We start from the raw sequence: 19,050 nt of genomic DNA on the forward strand, positions 1-19,050 counted from the left end.
CGCGTCTCAAGCCATCAAGGCTGTAGCGCCCGCGATGGGCTCGGCAATTTTAGCGCAGGCCGCCATGCGTGGACACGTCCGTGAAGCAATATCTGGAAATAATTGGAGATCAGTCTGAAAGCGAGGCGACGCAAAATCGCCGATACTCTTGTGCAGTGCAGAAGCGTTCCACCCGCGTTTAACCACCAAGGAAAAACATGGACGTCAAAAGCGTGCTGTCAAATGCCTTCGCCATGCCGATCACGAGCCCGGCATTCCCCATGGGTCCGTACCGGTTCATCAACCGCGAATTTTTGATCATCACCTACCGCACCGATCCGGACAAACTGCGCGCCGTGGTGCCCGAGCCGCTCGAGATCGGCGAGCCGCTGGTGCACTACGAGTTCATCCGCATGCCGGATTCGACGGGCTTCGGCGATTACACGGAAAGCGGCCAGGTGATCCCCGTGTCGTACAAGGGCGTGGCGGGCGGCTACACGCTGGCCATGTATCTGGACGACCATCCGCCCATCGCCGGCGGCCGAGAACTGTGGGGCTTTCCGAAGAAGCTCGCGAACCCGGTGCTCGCCGTGCATACCGACACGCTTGTCGGCACGCTCGACTACGGCCCGGTGCGCATCGCCACCGGCACCATGGGCTACAAGCATCGGCAACTCGATCTGGCGCAGCAAAAAAAGCGCCTCGAAACGCCGAACTTCTTGCTCAAGGTGATTCCGCATGTGGACGGCACGCCGCGTATCTGCGAACTGGTGCGCTACTACCTGCAGGACATCGATCTGAAAGGCGCATGGACCGGTCCGGCCGCACTCGAACTGGCGCCGCACGCGCTCGCGCCGGTCGCGGAATTGCCGGTGCTGGAGATCGTCGAAGCACGCCATCTGCTTGCCGATCTCACGCTCGGTCTCGGCGAAGTCGTGTTCGACTATCTCGATCAGCCGGAAGCAAACGTGCGTTGATCGATTAGCGGTCGCCTTTCGCAACGCCTCGAATGCAGACGGCCGCGATTAGCGGCCGTCTGCGTCAGCTACAACGAATCACTTAAGACGCGCGTCACTTCAACACCACCTTCACATCGAAGTACTTCGCTGCGAAACGGTCGATCGTGCCGTCCGCCTTCAGTTCCTTGAGCGCCTGGTTCAGCGCGTCCTTCAGAGCCTTATCGCCCTTGCGGATGCCGAAGCCGACGCCCGCGCCGAGCAGCTTCTCATCGGTGACGGCCGGACCGGCGAACTCGAAGCCCGCGCCTTGCGGCTTCTTCAGGAAGCCTTTCGACGCGGCTTCCGCGTCCTGGAACGCGGCGTCGAGACGCCCCGACGCGAGGTCGGCGTAAATCTGATCCTGCGTCTGATAGGGCACGACGTCGACGCCGGCCGGCGCCCAACGCGCCTTCGCGTAGGTTTCCTGAATCGTGCCTTGCAGCACGCCGACATGCTTACCCTTGAGCGACGCCGGCGTCGGCAGCAGACCGCTGCCCTTCTTTGCAATCATCTGATTCGGGATCGTATAGATCGGATCCGTGAAGTCGATCGCCTGGCGGCGCTGATCCGTGATCGTCATGTCCGAGTTGATGGCGTTGAACTTGCGCGCCTGCAAGGCCGGGATCAGACCGTCGAACGAGTTCTCCACCCACACGCATTTGGCCTTCAGCTTCGCGCACACGGCATTGCCGACGTCGATGTCGAAACCCTGCAGCTCGCCCGACGGCGACTTCGATTCGAACGGCGCATACGACGCCTCGACGCCGAAATGCACTTCCTTGATATCGGCCGCCGCTGCGGTGCCGGCCGTGACCGAAGCCGCTGCGAACAGCGCGAGCGCAGCCATGTTTCGCCAATTCATCTTCATTACGGGTGTTCCTCTACGGTATTGAATAAGACAGAGCCGACTCCGGGCAAGCATGATTGCCGGGCCAAAATTGCGCTTCAAACTCGTGCGGCCGCTGTGGTGCAGCGCAACAGCCGCGAGGCCGCGATTGTACAGGCTGCGTTTGCCGCGCCTGCGGGCGCGCCGTGTGACGCGTCGCTGCGCACGCGCCTTGGGCTCACGCGTAAAGGTGTAAATAGCTGTCGCGTTCAGGCAAAGCCGAACGTGTTAGAGCGCACCGTCGCCGGCTGCGAAAGCGCCGCTGAGTTGTTGCGACAGGTGCGTATAGACGGCGGCCACATGCGGCAAATGACGCGACTCCGGATGCGCAAGCACCCACACCTGCGACTCGGCTTCGTCGAGCGGCGGTGTCAATTGCACGAGATCGTCGCGGCCGCGCGCGAGAAAGGTCGGCAAGATGCCGACGCCAAAACCGCGCACCACGAGTTCGAACACCGCCATCACGCTGTTGGTCTTGTAGCGCGGCTCGACTGTCGGGCAATGACGCTTGCGCCAGAGCACGGAAGGATGGTCGCCGAGCGAGGCGTCCGGGGCCGCCCAGTCGCAGCGCGCCAGCGCATCGCCATCACTCGCCTGGATGCCGCTGCTCCTGGCCGCGAACACCGCGATACGCAGCGGGCCCACGTGCTTGCCGACCAGATGATCCGGCGCGCGGCGCGTGGCGCGCACGGCGATATCGGCGTCGCGTTTGGTGAGACTCGCGAGACTGTTGGTCGCGGTCAGCTCGAACGACAACGCCGGATGCAGCGCCACGAAATCATGCAGCGCGGGCAACAGCAGGCCGTATAGCACGGTATCGGTGGTCGTCACGTGGACGCTGCCGGACACGCGATCGCTGCTCGCCTGCACCGTCGAGCGCGCCGCCGCGAGTTCGCTTTCAATGCGCTCGGCGTGACGCGCCAGTTGCGCGCCGAGCGGCGTGGCGCGATAGCCGCTGCGTGAGCGCTCGAACAAACGCTGCCCCAGCCCGCGTTCGATCCGCTGCACCGAGCGAAAGATGGTCGAGGCGTCGATACCCAAACGCTGCGCGGCTTCCGCGAGCGTGCCGGCGCGCACGAGCGCGAGAATGGTCTGCGTATCCGCCGAGGTCAGTTCGTATTGCGTTTTTGCACGCATGGTTTGGCAAGCCGCCTGTTTATCCGGAATGCGATCCGGGCTACTTTTACCACATGGACTTGTCGGCCGACGAGCTTTGCCACCGGCACCTGCCGGGACTTTATCCTCATCTATAGCGGTGAAACCATGAAACTCTATTACTCGCCGGGCGCCTGTTCGTTGGCGGTTCACATTGCATTGCGCGAAGCGGATCTCGACTTCGAAGGCATCAAGGTCAATCTGCAAACGCACAAGCTCGCCAACGGCGACGACTATTACGCGATCTCGCCGCGTGGCTATGTGCCGCTGCTCGAATTCGCCGACGGCTCGCGCCACACCGAAGGCGCCGCGCTGCTGCAATACGTCGCCGATCTTGCGCCCGAGGCGGATCTGCTGCCGCCCGCGGGATCGCCGCAACGGCTCGAAGCGCTCGGCTGGCTCACGTATATCAGCACGGAATTGCACAAGACGTTCAGCCCGTGGCTCTGGCATCAGGAGACGGCCGAGTCGACGAAGGCTGAATGCCGCGCGAAACTCGCCACGCGTTTTAGCGAACTCGACAAGGTGCTCGCGCCACGCGACTATCTGACGGGACGGTTTTCAGTCGCCGATGCGTATGCGTTCACCGTGCTGAGCTGGGCGCGCATGCTGTCGATCGATCTTGGCGCTTATCCGAAGCTGGAGGCGTATCTGGAGCGCGTTGCGGCACGGCCGAAGGTGCGGCAAGCGATGGTGGCGGAAGGTTTGATCCGCGCGAACGCGGCTTAAACGGCCGCGCCCGTGAGAAACGTTGCGCGCCCTGGCGCGCAACGTTAGTGGCTTGCGTAGTCGTGGACTACACGAGTTTCGATAACGTGTCGTGCGTCGTCTCGACAACCATCAAGCCGGCGCGCAAACCGGGCTTGACCGTCGCGTTCGGAAACACGAGCCGTTCCTCTTCGTGCCGCACGACATAGCGGTACTCGCCATCGCGCGCGAGAACGGTGCCTTTCGCGAACGGCGTGAAATTCGCGACATCGGCGGCGACCAGCAATTCGAACGCATCGCTTTGCTTGGTGATCTGATCGATCACCGTGAATGCGCGCGGCAGATCCGCACGAACCTCGCCGCGCATGCCCGCCAGCAGATGACGCACCGCGTGATCGGCGCCGGCGAAACGCGTCAGATCGTTCTGACCGAACGGACGCACCTTGCCGAGTTCCAGCGTGCACGCTTCGGCGCCGCACGCCTGCGCGGTGAAATGCGAATACGTATTGCCCTTGGTGGTATGCAACAGCACCGCACTGATACGCGCCTCGCCGAGCCATTCAAACATCGCGCGCGAAAACGGCTTGCCGGTATGCGGCAGCAACGCGAACCGCTCGAAAGCGGATGCGCGGATCGCCGTATGCATGTCGATATGCCAGCGCGCGCCCGGCTCGCTCGATGCTGCCGCGAAGAATTGCGTCGCCGCCTGTTCGAGCGCGGCGGCACGCGGTGCTTCATAACTCTGCGGCACTTGCAGATGACGCCCGCTGAAGAGCCGGTTCAGATCGTCGTCGCGATAGCGGCACGCGTCGCGCATGGCGTCGACGTTGCCGAGAACCACCAGCAGGCGGCAAGTCAGCGCGGCCGTGCCTTGCGCGATGTCACGCACCAGAAAACCCAGCAGTTCGATCGGCGCGGTCTCGTCGCCGTGCACGCCGGCGGAGACGAGCACGCTGCGCACGCCCTCTTCCTGCGCCGCCGGCTCCATCAGCAGCACGCCGTCGTCCAGCCACGACCAGCGCACGCCGCCGGCACACGTGCCCTGTTTTTCATTCGCAGCCGGTCGTGTGCCCGCCAGCGTATAAGCCAGAAAATCGTCGAGCATCGGAACCGGCATATCGCGCTCAGCGCTGGAAGTCATACAGCGAGCCCAAACCGAGAATCTGCGTCAGTTCGTCGAGCGCGGTGCGCGATTCGGCGAGCAATTGCGGATCGGTCAGATCGGCCGGCGCGAGGCGGTCACGATAATGTTTTTCGATCCACGTATCGAGTCGGCCGAACAAGGTGTCGTTGATCCACACGCCCTGCGTCACCGCCGCGCGTTCCGCGTCGTCGAGGACGACACGCAGACGCAGACACGCCGGGCCGCCGCCGTTCTTCATGCTTTCGCGCAGATCGAACACCAGCACGTCGTCGATCGGGCCCGCATGCGATGCCAGATCGTCGAGATATGCCGCTACGCGCGGGTTTTCGCGGCATTCCTGCGGCACCACCAGTACCTGCTTGCCGTCCGGACGCGTCAGCAACTGGCTGTTGAACAGATACGAGGTGACGGCGTCGGCCACGCTCACCTGCGCGTCCGGCACTTCGATCACATTGAAGTCCGCCTTCAGGCCGGTGAGCTTCGAACGCAGTTCGTCGTACACCGCGTTCTGTTCGACGAACGCCAACTGATGACAGAACAGCGTATTGCGATTGCCGACCGCGATCACGTCGTTATGGAACACGCCCGCGTCGATCACGTCCGGGTTCTGCTGCGCGTACACCGTAGCCGCTTCGGCAAGGCCATGACGATGCGCGACCGCGCGGCTCGCCTCGAAGGTTTGACGCGCCGGGAAGCGCTTCGGCTCCGGCCCGCGCCGATACTCGCTGCGGCCATACACGAAGAATTCGACGCCTCGCGCCGCATAGTCCGCGCAGAAGCGCGTGTGATTCGCCGCGCCTTCGTCGCCGAGCGCGGGCGTGCCGGGCAGCGCCTCGTGCACCACGAAACGGTCGGCGTCACTGAAAATCGCGCGCAATGTGCGGCGCGTCGACTCGTGTTCGATCGCGCGATGCAGCTTGCTGCACAGATTGGCGGGCGTGAAATGCACGCGGCCGTCGTGAGTGTCGGCGGACGGACTCACGGTCGCCGCATTCGCGGTCCACATCGCCGAAGCCGAGCTTGCGGCGGCCAGCAGTTCGGGCGCGTCTCTCGCCACGCGCGCGATCACGGTGGCGTCGTCGCCGGAGAAACCGAGTTCGCGCAACAGACGCATCGACGGACGCTCCTGCGGCGGCAACACGCCCTGATGAAAGCCGAGATCGGCCAATTGCTTCATCTTGCGCAGGCCCTGGCGAGCGGCCGCCTTCGGATTCGCAATCGACTTATCGTTGTTCTGCGACGCGACGTTGCCGAACGAGAGCCCCGCGTAGTTGTGGGTCGGGCCGACCAGGCCGTCGAAATTGGCTTCAGTGGCTTGCATCGTCGATCCTTAGAATTGAAGGCCCGGCGAGACGCTCGCGGGCATTTGCAGTTGCGCGCTTTCGACGGATGCCATCGGGAACGCGCAGTAGTCGGCTGCGTAGTACGCGCTCGGCCGGTGATTGCCCGAGCGGCCCGGCCCGCCGAACGGCGCGCCCGACGAGGCGCCGTTGGTCGGCCGGTTCCAGTTGACAATGCCCGCGCGGATGGTGCGCTGGAAATGCGTCCAGAGCGCTTCGTCGTCGGCGAGCAAGCCGGCGGAGAGACCGAACTCGGTGTCGTTGGCCTGCTCCAACGCTTCGTTGAAGCTGCCGTAGCGGATGATTTGTGCCAAAGGACCGAAGTGTTCTTCGTCGGGCAGATTCTTCACGCTCGTGACGTCGAGAATCGCGGGCGTGACGAAGCCGAGCTTCGGGTCGCGCTGTTCCATCTTCAGTAAAGCGCTTGCGCCGTCAGCCAGCAAACGTTCCTGCGCGGCAACGAGCCGCGACGCGGCGCGGGCCGAGATCACCGCGCCCATGAACGGTTGCGGATCGGCGTTGTATTCGCCGACCGTGATGCGCGACGTGACTTCGGTCAAGCGTTCCATGAAGCGATCGCCGCCCGCATCGTTCGGCACAAAAATACGGCGCGCGCAGGTGCAGCGTTGACCCGCCGACAGAAACGCCGACTGAATCGTGTGATGCACGGCGGCGTCCACATCGGCCACGGGTCCGATCACGAGCGGATTGTTGCCGCCCATTTCGAGCGCCAGCACGATTTCCGGGCGGCCGCCGAACTGCTTGTGCAGCAATGTTCCGGTATCCGAACTACCCGTGAAGAACAGACCGTCGATCTGCCGATGATTCGCCAACACAATGCCGGTGTCCTTCTCGCCTTGCACGAGATTCAGCACGCCCGCGGGCAAGCCGGCGTCGCGCCAGATCTGCACGGTGAGCGCGGCCACGCCGGGCGCGAGTTCCGACGGCTTGAAGACGACCGCATTGCCCGCAATCAGTGCTGGCACGATATGCCCGTTCGGCAAGTGGCCCGGAAAGTTGTACGGCCCGAATACGGCCACCACGCCATGCGGACGATGCCGAAGCACGGCTGTGCCGTCCGCCATCGCCGAACGCTTTTCGCCGGTGCGCTCGTTATAAGCCTGAATCGAGATCTCGACCTTGGCCGCCATCGAAGCCGCTTCAGTGCGCGCTTCCCACAACGGCTTGCCGGTTTCGCGGCCGATCGCTTCAGCCAGCGCTTCCTTGCGTTCGGTCACGAGCGCGGCGAAGCGGCGCACCACGCCGCAACGCTCGTCGAGGCTCGACGCCGACCACGCGGCGAAGGCGCGGCGCGCGCTGCGCACCGCATGGTCGACGTCGTCCGCCGAGGCGCTGTTGCCTTCCCACACCGTCGCGCCCGTGCCCGGGTTGCGCGACGCGAATGCGGGTCCTGTGCCGGCGGCCCATTCGCCGTCGATGAAAAGCTCGCTCATGATCATCCCTGTTTGTGTTTCTGCGGCAGCACGCGCACGAGGTCGCCTGCCTTGACGTCGAGTGCCGCGGCTTCAATCGCGCTCAGACGGAATACGCCGTCCTGCGGCACGCCCGCCACCACGCCGACGCGAAAATCGCCCAACGAGGTATTCGACACCATCGATTTCGGTCCATCCTGCGGCGCGCCCGCGGTGCTCGACGCGGCGATCTCGACCGGCACCACCACGCTCTCGCGCACGGTGCGCAAGTCGGCGATATGGCATTCGAGCACCGGACCCGCGTCGAAGATATCGACGTGATTCTCGTAGCGCAGCCCTTCCGATTCGAGCATGCGGCGCGCCGGAATCGTGTCGTTATGCGTAAGGCCGACGCACTCCTGCGCCTCTTCCGGCAACAGCTCGACATACACCGGGTAGCGCGGCATCAACTCGGCGAGGAACGCCTTGCGGCCATGCGAACTCAGATAGTCCGCCGCATTGAAATCGATCTGGTAGAAATGCGAGCCGACCGCGCGCCAGAACGGCGAGGTGCCTTCGGTGTCGAAATGGCCGCGCAATTCCGCGCACAGACGCTGCGGAAAACGCTCGCGAAACTGCGCGAGAAACATGAAGCGCGAGCGCGACAGCAAGCCGCCCACGCCGCTCGTGCGATAACGCGGGCTGAGGAACAGCGAGCACACTTCGGCATAACCGGTCAGGTCGTGCGAGATGTTCAGCGCGCGCATGCGCGTCCAGATGCCGAGGTCCTGGCTCGCGTGCACCACGGTGCTCACGCGGTAGTTGTAGAACGGCTGTTGCAGGCCGACTGCGGTTTCGATGCCGCACACACCGGCGATGTCGCCCGTGTTGGTGTCTTCCATCACGAAGAAGTAGCCGGCTTCATGCGGCTCGGCCTTGTCTTCCATCGTGCGGCGCGCGCGTTCCACGCGTGCCGCGAGTGCGTCGCGGTCCGGCTTGAAGGTGGTGAGACCGGGGCCAGTTTCCTGTGCGAGCCGCATGAGCGCGTCCACATCGCCTCGTTGCACAACGCGAACGACGATCATCGTGCCTCTCCCGATTGTTCATCCTGATGCGACTGGTGCAGCGGCACGCAGCGCACCGTGTCGCCTTCTTCGACGCCGAGCGCCGCTCGCGACGCGTGCGACAACGACGCGCCGGCTTCTTTACCCGCCGTCAATTCGCCGAGCACACAGCGGAACTCGCCATCGGCGCCGTTATATGCGACCAGATACGTCGAACCGTCGGCGGGGGCATCGTTCTCGTGCACCACACGCGTTTCGTTGCGCGTGACGCAGGCGCTGCGATCCACCTGCGCGGTCAACACCGGACCCGCGTCGAAAATGTCGATATAGCGATCCGTCTCGAAGCCTTCTTCAAGGTGAATGTCATACGCGAGCAAGGCCTTCGAATCCGGCTCGCCGAGCACGCGCTGCGCCGCCTCGGGCAGCAACGGCACATAGATGGGATACGTGGGCATCACCTCGGCGATGAACGTGCGGCTGCGGCCACCCGATTCGATCTCGATGTCCGCGAAGTTGCGGCCGAAGAACTTGCGCCCCACCGCTTCCCAGAACGGCGACACGCCGTTTTCGTCGGTCACGCCGAGCAGCAGCGAAAACACCTCGGGCGTGAAGCGCTTGCGATTGGCGGCGATGTACATCATTCGCGCACGCGACATGAGATGCGCGGCGGCATCGCCACGCAGCGACGGATCGATGTAATAGCCCGCAAGGCGGCTCTTGCCGGTCAACTCATGCGACATGGTCAGCGCGTGAATCTTGCGGTTCACGTGCAGTTCGCGCGACGCATGAATCAGCGCGTCGTTGCGAAACGCGTAGAACGGGTCCGAATAACCGGCCGCGGCAACAATGCTCGCCGTGCCCATCAGCCTGCCGCTCTGCGCATCTTCGAGCACGAACAGATAGAACTCTTCGCCCGGAAAATCGACTTCCGCGCGAAACGAGTCTTCCGATAACGCGACGCGCGCCTCGAGCGCACGCCGGTCGTGCGGCAGGGAATGCAGCACCGGTTGCGCGGTGCGCGCCATATGTTCGAGCGCGTCGAGATCGGCGAGGCGGCCTGGGCGTACGAAGAGCATCATCGTTCCTGTTGAATGTGACGCATGATCAATGCCGTGGATCAGTTCGACGTGGCTTCGGCCTTCGCGCCGACAATGCTTTCGATGGCCTTGGCGAGTCGTTCGAAGCCTTCGTTCATGTCGTCGGGCGGCATGATCAGCGACGGCACGAAACGCAGCACGTCAGGACCGGCCATCAGCATGATCACGCCGTGCTGGCCTGCGGCCGTGACGAAATCTTTCGCGCGGCCCTTGAATGCATCGGTCAATTCCGCACCGATCAGAAGACCCCGGCCACGCACTTCCGTGAACAGGCCGAAGCGTTCGTTGAGCTTCGCGAGGTGGCCTTTCAACGCTTCACTGCGCGAGCGCACGCCTTCCAGCAGCTTCGGGTCGCTGACCAACTCGACCACCTTTTCAGCGATCGCCGCGCCCAACGGATTGCCGCCGTACGTCGTGCCATGCACGCCGACCTTGAAATACGCGGCCAGTTCGTTGGTGGTCAGCATCGCGCCGATCGGAAAACCGTTGCCGAGCGCTTTGGCGGTGGTGAGAATGTCCGGCGTCACGCCGGTTTCTTCGTACGCGTAGAAATAGCCGCTGCGGCCCACACCCGTTTGTACCTCGTCAAAAATCAGCAGTGCGCCGTGCTGATCGCAGGCTTCGCGCAGTGCTTTCAGGAACGCCGGATCCGCCGGGATCACGCCGCCTTCGCCCTGAATCGGCTCGACGATCACCGCGCAAGTTTGCGCGCCGATGGCTTTCTTTGCCGCTTCGATGTCGTTGTACGGCAAGTGGGTGATGCCGGCCGGCACCGGGCCGAAGCCTTCCGAATACTTCGGCTGGCCGCCGACGCTGACCGTGAAGAACGTACGGCCATGGAACGACTGCGTGAACGAGATGATTTCGTATTTATCCGCGCCGTGGCGGTCGAACGCGACGCGGCGTGCCAGTTTCAGCGCGGCCTCGTTCGCTTCCGCGCCCGAGTTGGCGAAGAATGCGCGCTCGGCGAACGTCAGGTCTTCGAGGCGTCTGGCGAGGCGCAGCACCGGTTCGTTGGTGTAACCATTGCCGATGTGCCACAGCTTGCCGCCCTGCTCGTGCAGCACGTTCAGCAGTTCGGGATGCGCATGGCCGAGAGCGGTGACGGCGATGCCGCCGGCGAAGTCGATATAGTCGCGGCCTTGCGTATCCCAGACGCGTGAGCCGAGACCGCGATCCGGCACGAAGGCGGCGGGCGAAAACACCGGCACCATGACTTCGTCGAAGGTCTGGCGTGTCACTGTCAGGTCGTTCATGGCAAATCCTCGTTACAGGTGAGAGGTAATACAGGTAGTGTAGGAAACCGCACGCGATACGTCTTGCGCATACGCGACGCTTTCTATGAGGTTCCACGCGAATCGGCCGGGCTTGAGCCCTGGCCACGCGCTCGTTCGGATCAATCCGCCTGATCCGGCCGCTCGATCAGCGCACCCGGCCGCGGCTCGCTGGCCGCCGCACCGCTTGCGCCCGTCTGCTTGTCGATCCAGTTACGACGATCCTCTCGCGGTGTGACACCAAAGCGTTCGCGGTACGCATTCGAAAAGTGCGCCGCCGACGAAAACCCGCAAGCGAGACTGATCTGCACCACCGACTTACTGGTGCGCTGCAATTGCGTGCGCGCTTTCGAAAGCCGCAGTCCCAGATAGTATTTGGACGGCATCGAGCCGAGATACTGGCGAAACAGGCGTTCCAACTGCCGCCGCGACACGCCGACCAGACCGGCGATCTCGTCGGTGGTGAGCGGGTCTTCGATATTCGCTTCCATCAGCAGCAGCGCGTCGTTCAGGCGCGGATGACGCTCGCCCGGCGCGGTCACGAACGGAATGCGCTGACGCTCCTCGCCCGCGCGCAATACGCCGACGCCGAGCGTGTCGGCAATCCGGTCCGCGAGTTCGGGGCCGTGCTCGCGGCCGATCATCGCCAGCATGAAGTCGACGGTCGCCTGGCCGCCCGCGCAAGTGGCGCGATCGCGGTCGATTTCGAAGATCTGCTGCGTGACGATGGAACGCTCGAACTGCTCCGAGAACTGCTGATAGGTTTCCCAGTTGACGCTCACGCGATAGCCGGACAACTGCCCTGCCATGGCGAGCCACCAGACGCCGTGATGAATGCCGGTGACGAGCGGCGTGCGCTGGCCGACGCGCGAAAGGCTGGCGAGAAAGAGGCGATAGTCGGCAAATTGCTGAAAGCGCTCGCTGACGATGATCAGCCAGTCGCACGCAATCGCGTCGCCGAAGGCGGCGTCCGCCGGCCACTGGGCGCCGCCCGCGAGCGGCACCGCGCGGCCGTCCCACGAGCACACCTGCAGGCGGTACAGCGCGCGGCCGTCGATTTCATTGGCGAGATTGAGCGCGTCGACAATCGGCCCGACGCCCGACATCGACACGGGCGGCAAGGCGACAATGGCGACCTGCGTGGTGCGAGCCGGGCTGGACGTGCGAGGCATCGAGTGAATCCGCGCGACCCGCGCGTTACTTCAGGCTGCCGGACAGGAACTGCTTGAGCCGCTCGCTGCGCGGCGCGCTGAGCACTTCGGCGGGCAAGCCCTCTTCTTCGGTACGTCCTTGATGCAGGAACATCACATGGTTCGACACGTTGCGCGCGAAACCCATTTCGTGCGTGACGACGATCATGGTGCGGCCTTCTTCGGCGAGCTTTTGCATGACCTTCAGCACTTCACCGACCAGTTCGGGATCGAGCGCGGAAGTCGGCTCGTCGAACAGCATCACGTCGGGGTCCATGGCCAGCGCGCGGGCAATCGCCACACGCTGCTGCTGCCCGCCCGACAGATGCGACGGATACTGCTTTTCGAGGCGCGGCGCGAGACCGACCTTCTCGAGATATTCACGCGCGCGGTCTTCGGCTTCCTTGCGCTTCAGACCCAGCACATGAATCGGCGCTTCGACGATGTTCTCGAGCACATTCATGTGCGCCCACAAGTTGAAGTGCTGGAACACCATGGCGAGCTTCGTGCGGATGCGCTGCAACTGCTTGTGATCGGCGACTTCGAGATTGCCGGCGCGATCGGTTTTCGTCTTCACCATCTCGCCGTCGACGACGATCTGCCCGGCGTTCGGCCGCTCGAGGAAATTGATGCAGCGCAAGAAGGTGCTCTTACCCGACCCGCTCGCGCCGATGATGCTGATCACGTCGCCCTTGTTCGCATTGAGCGACACGCCCTTGAGCACTTCGTTGTCGCCGTAGCGCTTGTGGATGTCCTGTACGGCGAGCTTGCAAGCTTCGGTTTGAGTCGTGTGGAGCAAGATGCTCTCCCTTTGAAAATACGGATCAATCTTCGTGACGGCGCACATTGCGCGCGCCATCGTGTGCAAACACGGCGCGTTTCAATGCGTGCGCACCGCCAGGTAACCCAGCCAATGACGCTCGGCGCGGCGGAACAAAGCCACCAGCGCGAACGACACCACGAGGTAAATCAGCGCCGCGAGACCGAACGCATCGAACGACTGGTAAGTGGCCGAGTTCGCGTCGCGCGCCACCTTCAGGATGTCCGGCACCGTGGCCGTAAAAGCGACGGTGGTGGCGTGCAGCATCAGGATCACTTCGTTACTGTACAACGGCAAGGCCCGGCGCAGCGCGGACGGTATCACAATGCGCCGGTACATCGTGAACCAGCTCATGCCGTAGGCGCGCGCCGCTTCCACTTCGCCGTGCGAGGTCGAGCGGATCGCGCCGGCGAAAATTTCCGTGGTGTACGCGCAGGTGTTTAGTGCGAAGGCAAGAATCGCGCAATGAAAACCGCTGCGGAAAAACGCATCCAGCACCTGATGCGAGCGCACGAATTCAAGGCTGTACATGCCGGTGTAGATCAGCAGCAGTTGCACGTACAACGGCGTGCCGCGAAACACGTACGTGTAGAGACGCACCGGCGTAGAGAGCCAGCGCTTCTTCGACACGCGCGCCACCGCCAGCGGAATCGCCAGCACGAAGCCGATGCCGATCGACGCCACCAGCAGCCACAGCGTGACGGCGAGCCCGGACATGCGCTGGCCGTCCCAGTACAGGAACGCGCGCCAGAATTGATTGAGGATGTCGATCATGGTCTTAGAGCTCCGCGTGCCGCACGCCGATCGAATAGCGCTTTTCCAGCCAGATCAGCACGAGATTGGACGCGGTGGTGATCGCCAGATAGATCAACGCGGCGACCAGGATGAAGAAGAACATGTTGAAGGTGCTTTTGCCGGCGTCTTGCGCGGCTTTGACCACGTCCGCGAGACCGATGATCGACACCAGCGCCGTCGCCTTCACCAGCACCTGCCAGTTGTTGCCGATGCCCGGCAGCGCGAACCGCATCATCTGCGGGAACAGGATGCGCGTGAACACGCGCGCGCCGCTCATGCCGTAGGCGCTGCCCGCTTCGAGTTGGCCGCGCGGCACCGCCAGAAACGCACCGCGGAAGGTTTCGGTGAAGTACGCACCGTAGATGAAGCCGAGCGTCAGCACGCCGGCCACAAACGGATCGATATCGAACTGCGGCAGATTCAGCGCGTCGGTGAGATTGTTGACCGCGATCTGGATGCTGTAGAACAGCAGCAGCATCAGCACGAGGTCGGGCACCGAGCGGATCAGTGTCGTGTAGCCGGTCGCGATTGCCCGCAGCGGGCGGTTGAACGAGAGTTTCGCCGCCGCGCCCGCGAGGCCGAGCAGCACGGCGGCCGCCAGCGACAGGACGGACAGCTCGATCGTCTGGATCGTGCCGGCCAGCAACACCGGACCAAAGCCGTATAGGAACACGCGTGTCTCCATCCAGGTTGTTTGAGGATGTCTCGGACGGCGTCGGCTTGTATCTGCCCCACTCGTCCAGCATGGCGCGCAGTCTCGCAAGCGAAAATTATTTTCTCAAAGGCGGGCGGAAGCTTTGTTGCGATGCAGCAAGACGTGCTGAGGCGCGCGGCGCGGCTTGCAGGGCTTGGTTTTGCAGGGAATTGGCGTTGGTAAAGCGGGACGCGCGCGGCGAGCGCCGCCGCGAATTAGCAAGTTTCGGGTCGCTTTTTCGATAGATCACGGGCGGTCGGCGCGAGGCGATAAGCCGCTCGGAAATGGCTTCGGCGACTCGTATATGAATCACGAAGGGCCTTCGTGGTTCATATACGAGTCATTCGTTGTTTTTCGCTTTGAACTGACCCATAATGGTTCACAAACGAGTCACGAAGGCCCTTTGTGACTCATATATGAACCATACCGCTCTTATGCCTAACTCGGTGACACGTCCCGCCTCGCGCTACAGTCTGGAAGCTGCCTTGCTGCTCGGGCAATTGATTCGCCGCGCGCGCCTCGAACGAAAAATCCCCCTGGTCCAGTTAGCCGAGCGCACAGGATTGTCCCGTAGCCTCATACAGCGGATCGAGAAAGGCGATCCATCCTGCTCGATCGGTGCGGTATTCGAAGCAGCCGCCGTGGTCGGCGTACGTCTTTTCGATGCCGACCGCACGAGTCTGGCAAATGCTATTCAGGCCAACGCAGACATGTTGACGCTGCTGCCACGCGCCGCGCGCGCACCTCGCATCGAAACAAAAGATGATTTCTGAAGCCTCGTATAAGGAAGCCTTTGTCTGGTTCTGGCTCCCGGGCGCAGCCGAACCCGTGGTCGCTGGGCGACTGGCCGTTGTCGGCGACCGGATTCTCTTCAACTACGGCCAAAGTTACCTCGGACGCGACGACGCCATCCCGCTCTATGCGCCCGAGTTGCCGCTGCAACGCGGGACGATCCCTCTGTCCGACGGTTTATCGATTCCGGGAAGCATCCGCGACGGAGCCCCGGACGCGTGGGGCCGGCGGGTCATCATCAGTCGCAAGCTTGGCGTGCGGGGTTCCCAGATCGGCACCACCGACCTCGACGAGTTGACGTATCTGCTCGAGTCGGGCTCGGATCGAATCGGGGCCCTGGACTTCCAGTTGTCGCCAACCGAGTACGTACCTCGGGAAACGGCCACTGCATCCTTCAGCGATCTATTGAACGCAGTTGCAAGTGTCGAACGAGGCGTGCCGCTGAGTCCCGATCTCGAGCGCGCCCTGTTTCACGGAAGTTCGATCGGCGGCGCGCGTCCCAAAGCGCTGATCACCACGCACAACCGGAAATTCATCGCGAAGTTTTCTTCCCAAAGCGACGTCTACAGCGTCGTGAAAGCCGAATACGTTGCCATGCGCCTTGCGTCCGAAGTCGGCATTCATGCCGCGCCGGTCACGCTCAAGCACGTCGGCGGCAAGGATGTATTGCTCGTGGAACGGTTCGACCGCGTGCGCGCAGCAGACGGCTGGCAACGCCGCGCGATGGTGTCGGCGCTGACGCTATTCGGGCTCGACGAAATGATGGCGCGCTATGCAAGTTATGAGGACTTCGCCACGCTGATCCGCCATCGCTTCAGCGCCCCGAAAGCGACGCTCAAAGAACTGTTCGCGCGCATGCTCTTCAACGTGCTGTGCGGCAATACCGACGACCATGCGCGCAACCACGCAGCCTACTGGAATGGAAAGGAGTTGGCGCTCACGCCGGCGTACGACATCTGTCCACAGGCGCGAGCCGGCAACGAAGCCACCCAGGCCATGCTGATCGTCGGCAATGAGCGCTTCAGCAGGATTGAAACCTGCCTGAAGGCGGCGCCGCTATTTCTGCTCTCGAACGACGAAGCCGCTGCGCTGGCCGAGCATCAGATCGAGGTGATCTGCGATCGGTGGAACCCGGTTTGCACCGAGGCTCAACTGAGCGAAGTGGATCGTAACCTGATGTGGCGGCGCCAGTTCCTCAATCCATTCGTATTTGAAAATGCGCCGCCGACGCTCGCGGCCTTGCTCCGTTAGACTCGGTCACGGCGCCGCATCTTCCTAATCGATCCCCAGCCTCGCGCGGATCGCCGGCAGCATATATTCGACTGCGGCGCGCCCTTCCTCGATGGCCGGCGCCGCGCGGTGAAAGTCGAAAATCCCCATGCCGCCCAGGCGCGGCTGAATCAGGATATCCGCCGGCTCGCCCGCGAGGCGGCTACGCGTAATCCGCACCTGCATGATGTCGATGCTCTGCGCGATCGAACTCAGCATGGACGGCACGCGGGCGCTCGGCGCGGGCGGCACGCGCACGTCGTCGGTGGTGCGTGCGTCGGCGGGCGCGAGCCACTTTGGCCAGGGTTTGCCGTTGCGGCGCAGCGCGAGCGGTGGCGGCGCTGTCGGATCGATGGCGGGCGTATCGACCACCGCGCCGCCGAAATCGCGGCCATTCAGAATGTCGTTGTTCAGATCGACGGCGATCACGCAGTCCGCGCGCATGCCCCGCGCCACGGAAACCGGCACCGGATTGCTCAGGCCGCCGTCCACCAGCCAGACACCGTTGTGCCACACCGGCGTGAAAATGCCGGGAATCGCAATCGAGGCGCGCACCGCGTCGACCACGCTGCCGTCCTGCAACCAGCTCTCGCGGCCCGAATCGAGTTCGGTGGCGACGGCCGCGAACGGCATGTTCAGTTGCGCGATCGAGCGGCCATTGAATTTGTCGGCGAAGAGCTGGATCACTTTGCGGCCGCCGAGCAGGCCGCCCGAGAGCCGCAGATCGAGCAGGCGCACCACCGTCTGCCACGTGAGCCGCGAGACCCACTCCTCGAGCCAGTCGAGGTCGCCGTTCGCGTATACCGCGCCCACCAGCGCGCCGATCGACGTGCCGCAGATCACATCGGGCTTGATGCCCGCATCGTGCAGCGCGCGAATCGCGCCGATATGCGCCCAGCCGCGCGCGGCGCCGCCCCCTAACACCAGCCCGATCCGGCTGTATCGACGTCGACGAATCATCTTCTTCCCCGCTTGTGTCTTCTCACTTCTATCGTCCCCGGATCACGTCCGAGCGCGATGTCGTGTACACCTTCTGATACTGGTCGAAATGCACGTTGAAGATACCCTCTTCGGTCACGCCGCCTTCGCGCCACTTCCAGCTCCACACGGTTTCCGGTTTGAGCGGAAACACCGCGACCTGACCGGGCTTTCCGAGCAGCCGGCGCACTTCGTCCTCGCTCATGCCCATGCGGATCTTCGCGAAATTGGCCGCCGTGAGCACCTGGGTGATCGCGTGCAATTTGCCGTCACGATCGATGTCGACCATGTACGTATTCAGGCCTTGCGGGCCGCGCGGATATTCGAAGCGTTTGGAACCGTCGGTGAACGTGCGCTCCGTTTCCGGCTTGCCCATCTGGTCGCGGATTTGCGCTTCGGTCGTGACGCCCGGCGTCATGTCCTTGAGCAGCAACGCATCCGGTTTGACGGCGTTGAAGAATTCCTTGAGTTTTTGCACGGCGCGGTCGCTCGATTGGTCGTCGCAACCGGTCAACGCGACGCACGCGGCCAGCATGGCGACAGTCAGCAGTTTGAGGCTCACAGCGAGTTTTTCCTGTACGGACGCGGGCCGCAAAGGCGCGCATCCCGTTGTGTAGTGTCTGCTACAGGATAACCGCGCACGAGGAAAACCGCGAGCGGGCGCGGCACGGCGGTGTGGGCCGTCGTACACGATGGCGGAGGGAGGCGGCGGCGATGGCGGGAGTTCACGCGGCGAAGCACGTTAAAAACCGTCGCCACAAGCAAAAAGGCGACGCTGTGCAAAGCGTCGCCGGGTCGGTCGATACGGTCAACCGGAAAATGGAAGCGCCCGTTTCGGCCGCCTGACAACGAAGCACCGCGGACGACGCGCAGCGGTCTGGTTCCGGACGAAGCGGCGAGCAACCTTGGCTGCTCACCTTGCGCCATCGCCGGAATGGCAAACCGCTGCTTGATTGGCCGTCCTGGTCCCTCGATAAGCCTTCCAAGTGTGACTAATCTAATCGCATTGGCGGTTTTAGACGAGAGCGCGTTTACACCGAATCGGCAGATGATTTGCGTTGGACCGCGAGGTTCTCAGCGCTTTTCGACGGTGCGTTTCAAGGGCGCGAAATCGACGTAAAGGCAGTGCGTCCGACCGCCTGCAGCAGCGAGTCATTCTGCGATGTGTGATTCCGCCGCGCACGGCAAGGCCGACGCTGCGAGCGCCGCAATGCCGGGCGTTGCAAACAACGCGCGCTTCAGAACAGATCGGATTGCGAAACAAAAACGGGAGGTGGTCATGGGCAGCGCGTACGTCGTGGCAACGAGTGGATTTGCCATCGACGATAAGGCAGGCCTTTGTATAAGACAAACGCGTTATTCTGCCAAGCAAATATGCGAGATTTTCTCGCGCGGCGCGACGCGCTCACGCGCGGCGGTTCAAGCAAGCAAGCGCGCCGCGCGCGGCTGATGCGC

At 63.3% G+C, this 19,050-nt stretch carries 19 protein-coding genes; 5 read left to right on the forward strand and 14 right to left on the reverse strand.

Annotated features, from left to right (window positions below; genetic code table 11):
• The first annotated feature begins 197 nt into the window (after positions 1–197).
• A complete protein-coding gene (locus B0G82_RS18775) occupies positions 198–956 on the forward strand; it encodes an acetoacetate decarboxylase (protein WP_106285981.1) in 759 nt (252 codons plus the stop codon).
• Between the two features lie 94 nt (positions 957–1,050).
• On the opposite strand, the gene B0G82_RS18780 is transcribed toward B0G82_RS18775, so the two are convergent.
• On the reverse strand, positions 1,051–1,845 hold the full coding sequence (locus B0G82_RS18780; RefSeq protein WP_121308415.1) for an ABC transporter substrate-binding protein: 795 nt from the start codon (positions 1,843–1,845) through the stop codon (positions 1,051–1,053).
• Between the two features lie 246 nt (positions 1,846–2,091).
• A complete protein-coding gene (locus tag B0G82_RS18785; RefSeq protein ID WP_106285979.1) occupies positions 2,092–3,000 on the reverse strand; it encodes a LysR family transcriptional regulator in 909 nt (302 codons plus the stop codon).
• A gap of 126 nt (positions 3,001–3,126) precedes the next feature.
• Here B0G82_RS18785 and gstA point away from each other — a divergent pair, with 126 nt between their 5' ends.
• Entirely contained in the window at positions 3,127–3,747 is a 621-nt protein-coding gene (gene gstA, locus B0G82_RS18790; RefSeq protein WP_121308416.1) for a glutathione transferase GstA, read from the forward strand.
• Positions 3,748–3,814: 67 nt separating this feature from the next.
• Here gstA and astE read toward each other — a convergent pair whose 3' ends face one another.
• From astE to hisQ, 10 genes are all read right to left on the reverse strand, one after another.
• Positions 3,815–4,867 carry a succinylglutamate desuccinylase gene (gene astE, locus B0G82_RS18795; protein WP_241974623.1) on the reverse strand — a complete coding sequence of 351 codons (1,053 nt, stop codon included), beginning with the start codon at positions 4,865–4,867 and terminating at the stop codon, positions 3,815–3,817.
• Entirely contained in the window at positions 4,851–6,191 is a 1,341-nt protein-coding gene (gene astB, locus B0G82_RS18800; protein WP_121308418.1) for an N-succinylarginine dihydrolase, read from the reverse strand. Before astB ends, astE begins: the two co-directional genes overlap by 17 nt.
• 9 nt (positions 6,192–6,200) lie before the next feature.
• Positions 6,201–7,664, reverse strand: coding sequence for a succinylglutamate-semialdehyde dehydrogenase (gene astD / locus B0G82_RS18805; RefSeq protein ID WP_121308759.1), 1,464 nt, complete (start codon positions 7,662–7,664; stop codon positions 6,201–6,203).
• A 2-nt stretch (positions 7,665–7,666) separates the two neighbouring features.
• Positions 7,667–8,707, reverse strand: coding sequence for an arginine N-succinyltransferase (gene astA, locus B0G82_RS18810; protein WP_121308419.1), 1,041 nt, complete (start codon positions 8,705–8,707; stop codon positions 7,667–7,669).
• Entirely contained in the window at positions 8,704–9,762 is a 1,059-nt protein-coding gene (gene aruF, locus B0G82_RS18815) for an arginine/ornithine succinyltransferase subunit alpha (protein WP_121308420.1), read from the reverse strand. Before aruF ends, astA begins: the two co-directional genes overlap by 4 nt.
• Positions 9,763–9,803: 41 nt before the next feature.
• Entirely contained in the window at positions 9,804–11,039 is a 1,236-nt protein-coding gene (locus B0G82_RS18820; RefSeq protein WP_121308421.1) for an aspartate aminotransferase family protein, read from the reverse strand.
• A 140-nt stretch (positions 11,040–11,179) separates the two neighbouring features.
• Complete coding sequence (locus B0G82_RS18825) at positions 11,180–12,229, reverse strand: GlxA family transcriptional regulator (RefSeq protein WP_116142335.1); 1,050 nt, start codon at positions 12,227–12,229, stop codon at positions 11,180–11,182.
• 25 nt (positions 12,230–12,254) lie between these two features.
• On the reverse strand, positions 12,255–13,046 hold the full coding sequence (locus B0G82_RS18830; RefSeq protein ID WP_106285992.1) for an ABC transporter ATP-binding protein: 792 nt from the start codon (positions 13,044–13,046) through the stop codon (positions 12,255–12,257).
• 81 nt (positions 13,047–13,127) lie between these two features.
• Complete coding sequence (locus tag B0G82_RS18835) at positions 13,128–13,841, reverse strand: ABC transporter permease (RefSeq protein ID WP_106285972.1); 714 nt, start codon at positions 13,839–13,841, stop codon at positions 13,128–13,130.
• 4 nt (positions 13,842–13,845) lie between these two features.
• Positions 13,846–14,535 (reverse strand): histidine ABC transporter permease HisQ, encoded by a 690-nt coding sequence (hisQ, locus tag B0G82_RS18840; protein WP_012432581.1) that lies wholly within the window; start codon positions 14,533–14,535, stop codon positions 13,846–13,848.
• A gap of 437 nt (positions 14,536–14,972) precedes the next feature.
• Here hisQ and B0G82_RS18845 point away from each other — a divergent pair, with 437 nt between their 5' ends.
• Together B0G82_RS18845 and B0G82_RS18850 are read left to right on the forward strand one after the other, a co-directional pair.
• Positions 14,973–15,329, forward strand: coding sequence for a helix-turn-helix transcriptional regulator (locus B0G82_RS18845; RefSeq protein WP_199730111.1), 357 nt, complete (start codon positions 14,973–14,975; stop codon positions 15,327–15,329).
• Positions 15,319–16,599, forward strand: a complete 1,281-nt coding sequence (locus B0G82_RS18850; RefSeq protein WP_121308422.1) for a HipA domain-containing protein — start codon at positions 15,319–15,321, stop codon at positions 16,597–16,599. The genes B0G82_RS18845 and B0G82_RS18850 overlap by 11 nt, the downstream gene beginning before the upstream one ends.
• Positions 16,600–16,623: 24 nt before the next feature.
• Here B0G82_RS18850 and B0G82_RS18855 read toward each other — a convergent pair whose 3' ends face one another.
• Both B0G82_RS18855 and B0G82_RS18860 read right to left on the reverse strand, forming a co-directional pair.
• Positions 16,624–17,577 (reverse strand): patatin-like phospholipase family protein, encoded by a 954-nt coding sequence (locus tag B0G82_RS18855; RefSeq protein WP_106285970.1) that lies wholly within the window; start codon positions 17,575–17,577, stop codon positions 16,624–16,626.
• Positions 17,578–17,605: 28 nt separating this feature from the next.
• A complete protein-coding gene (locus tag B0G82_RS18860; protein ID WP_121308423.1) occupies positions 17,606–18,157 on the reverse strand; it encodes a hypothetical protein in 552 nt (183 codons plus the stop codon).
• Between the two features lie 648 nt (positions 18,158–18,805).
• Here B0G82_RS18860 and B0G82_RS18865 point away from each other — a divergent pair.
• Positions 18,806–19,045, forward strand: coding sequence for a hypothetical protein (locus B0G82_RS18865; protein ID WP_147308675.1), 240 nt, complete (start codon positions 18,806–18,808; stop codon positions 19,043–19,045).
• The last annotated feature ends 5 nt before the right edge of the window (positions 19,046–19,050 follow it).

This window comes from Paraburkholderia sp. BL17N1 (assembly GCF_003634175.1).
Lineage (GTDB): Bacteria > Pseudomonadota > Gammaproteobacteria > Burkholderiales > Burkholderiaceae > Paraburkholderia.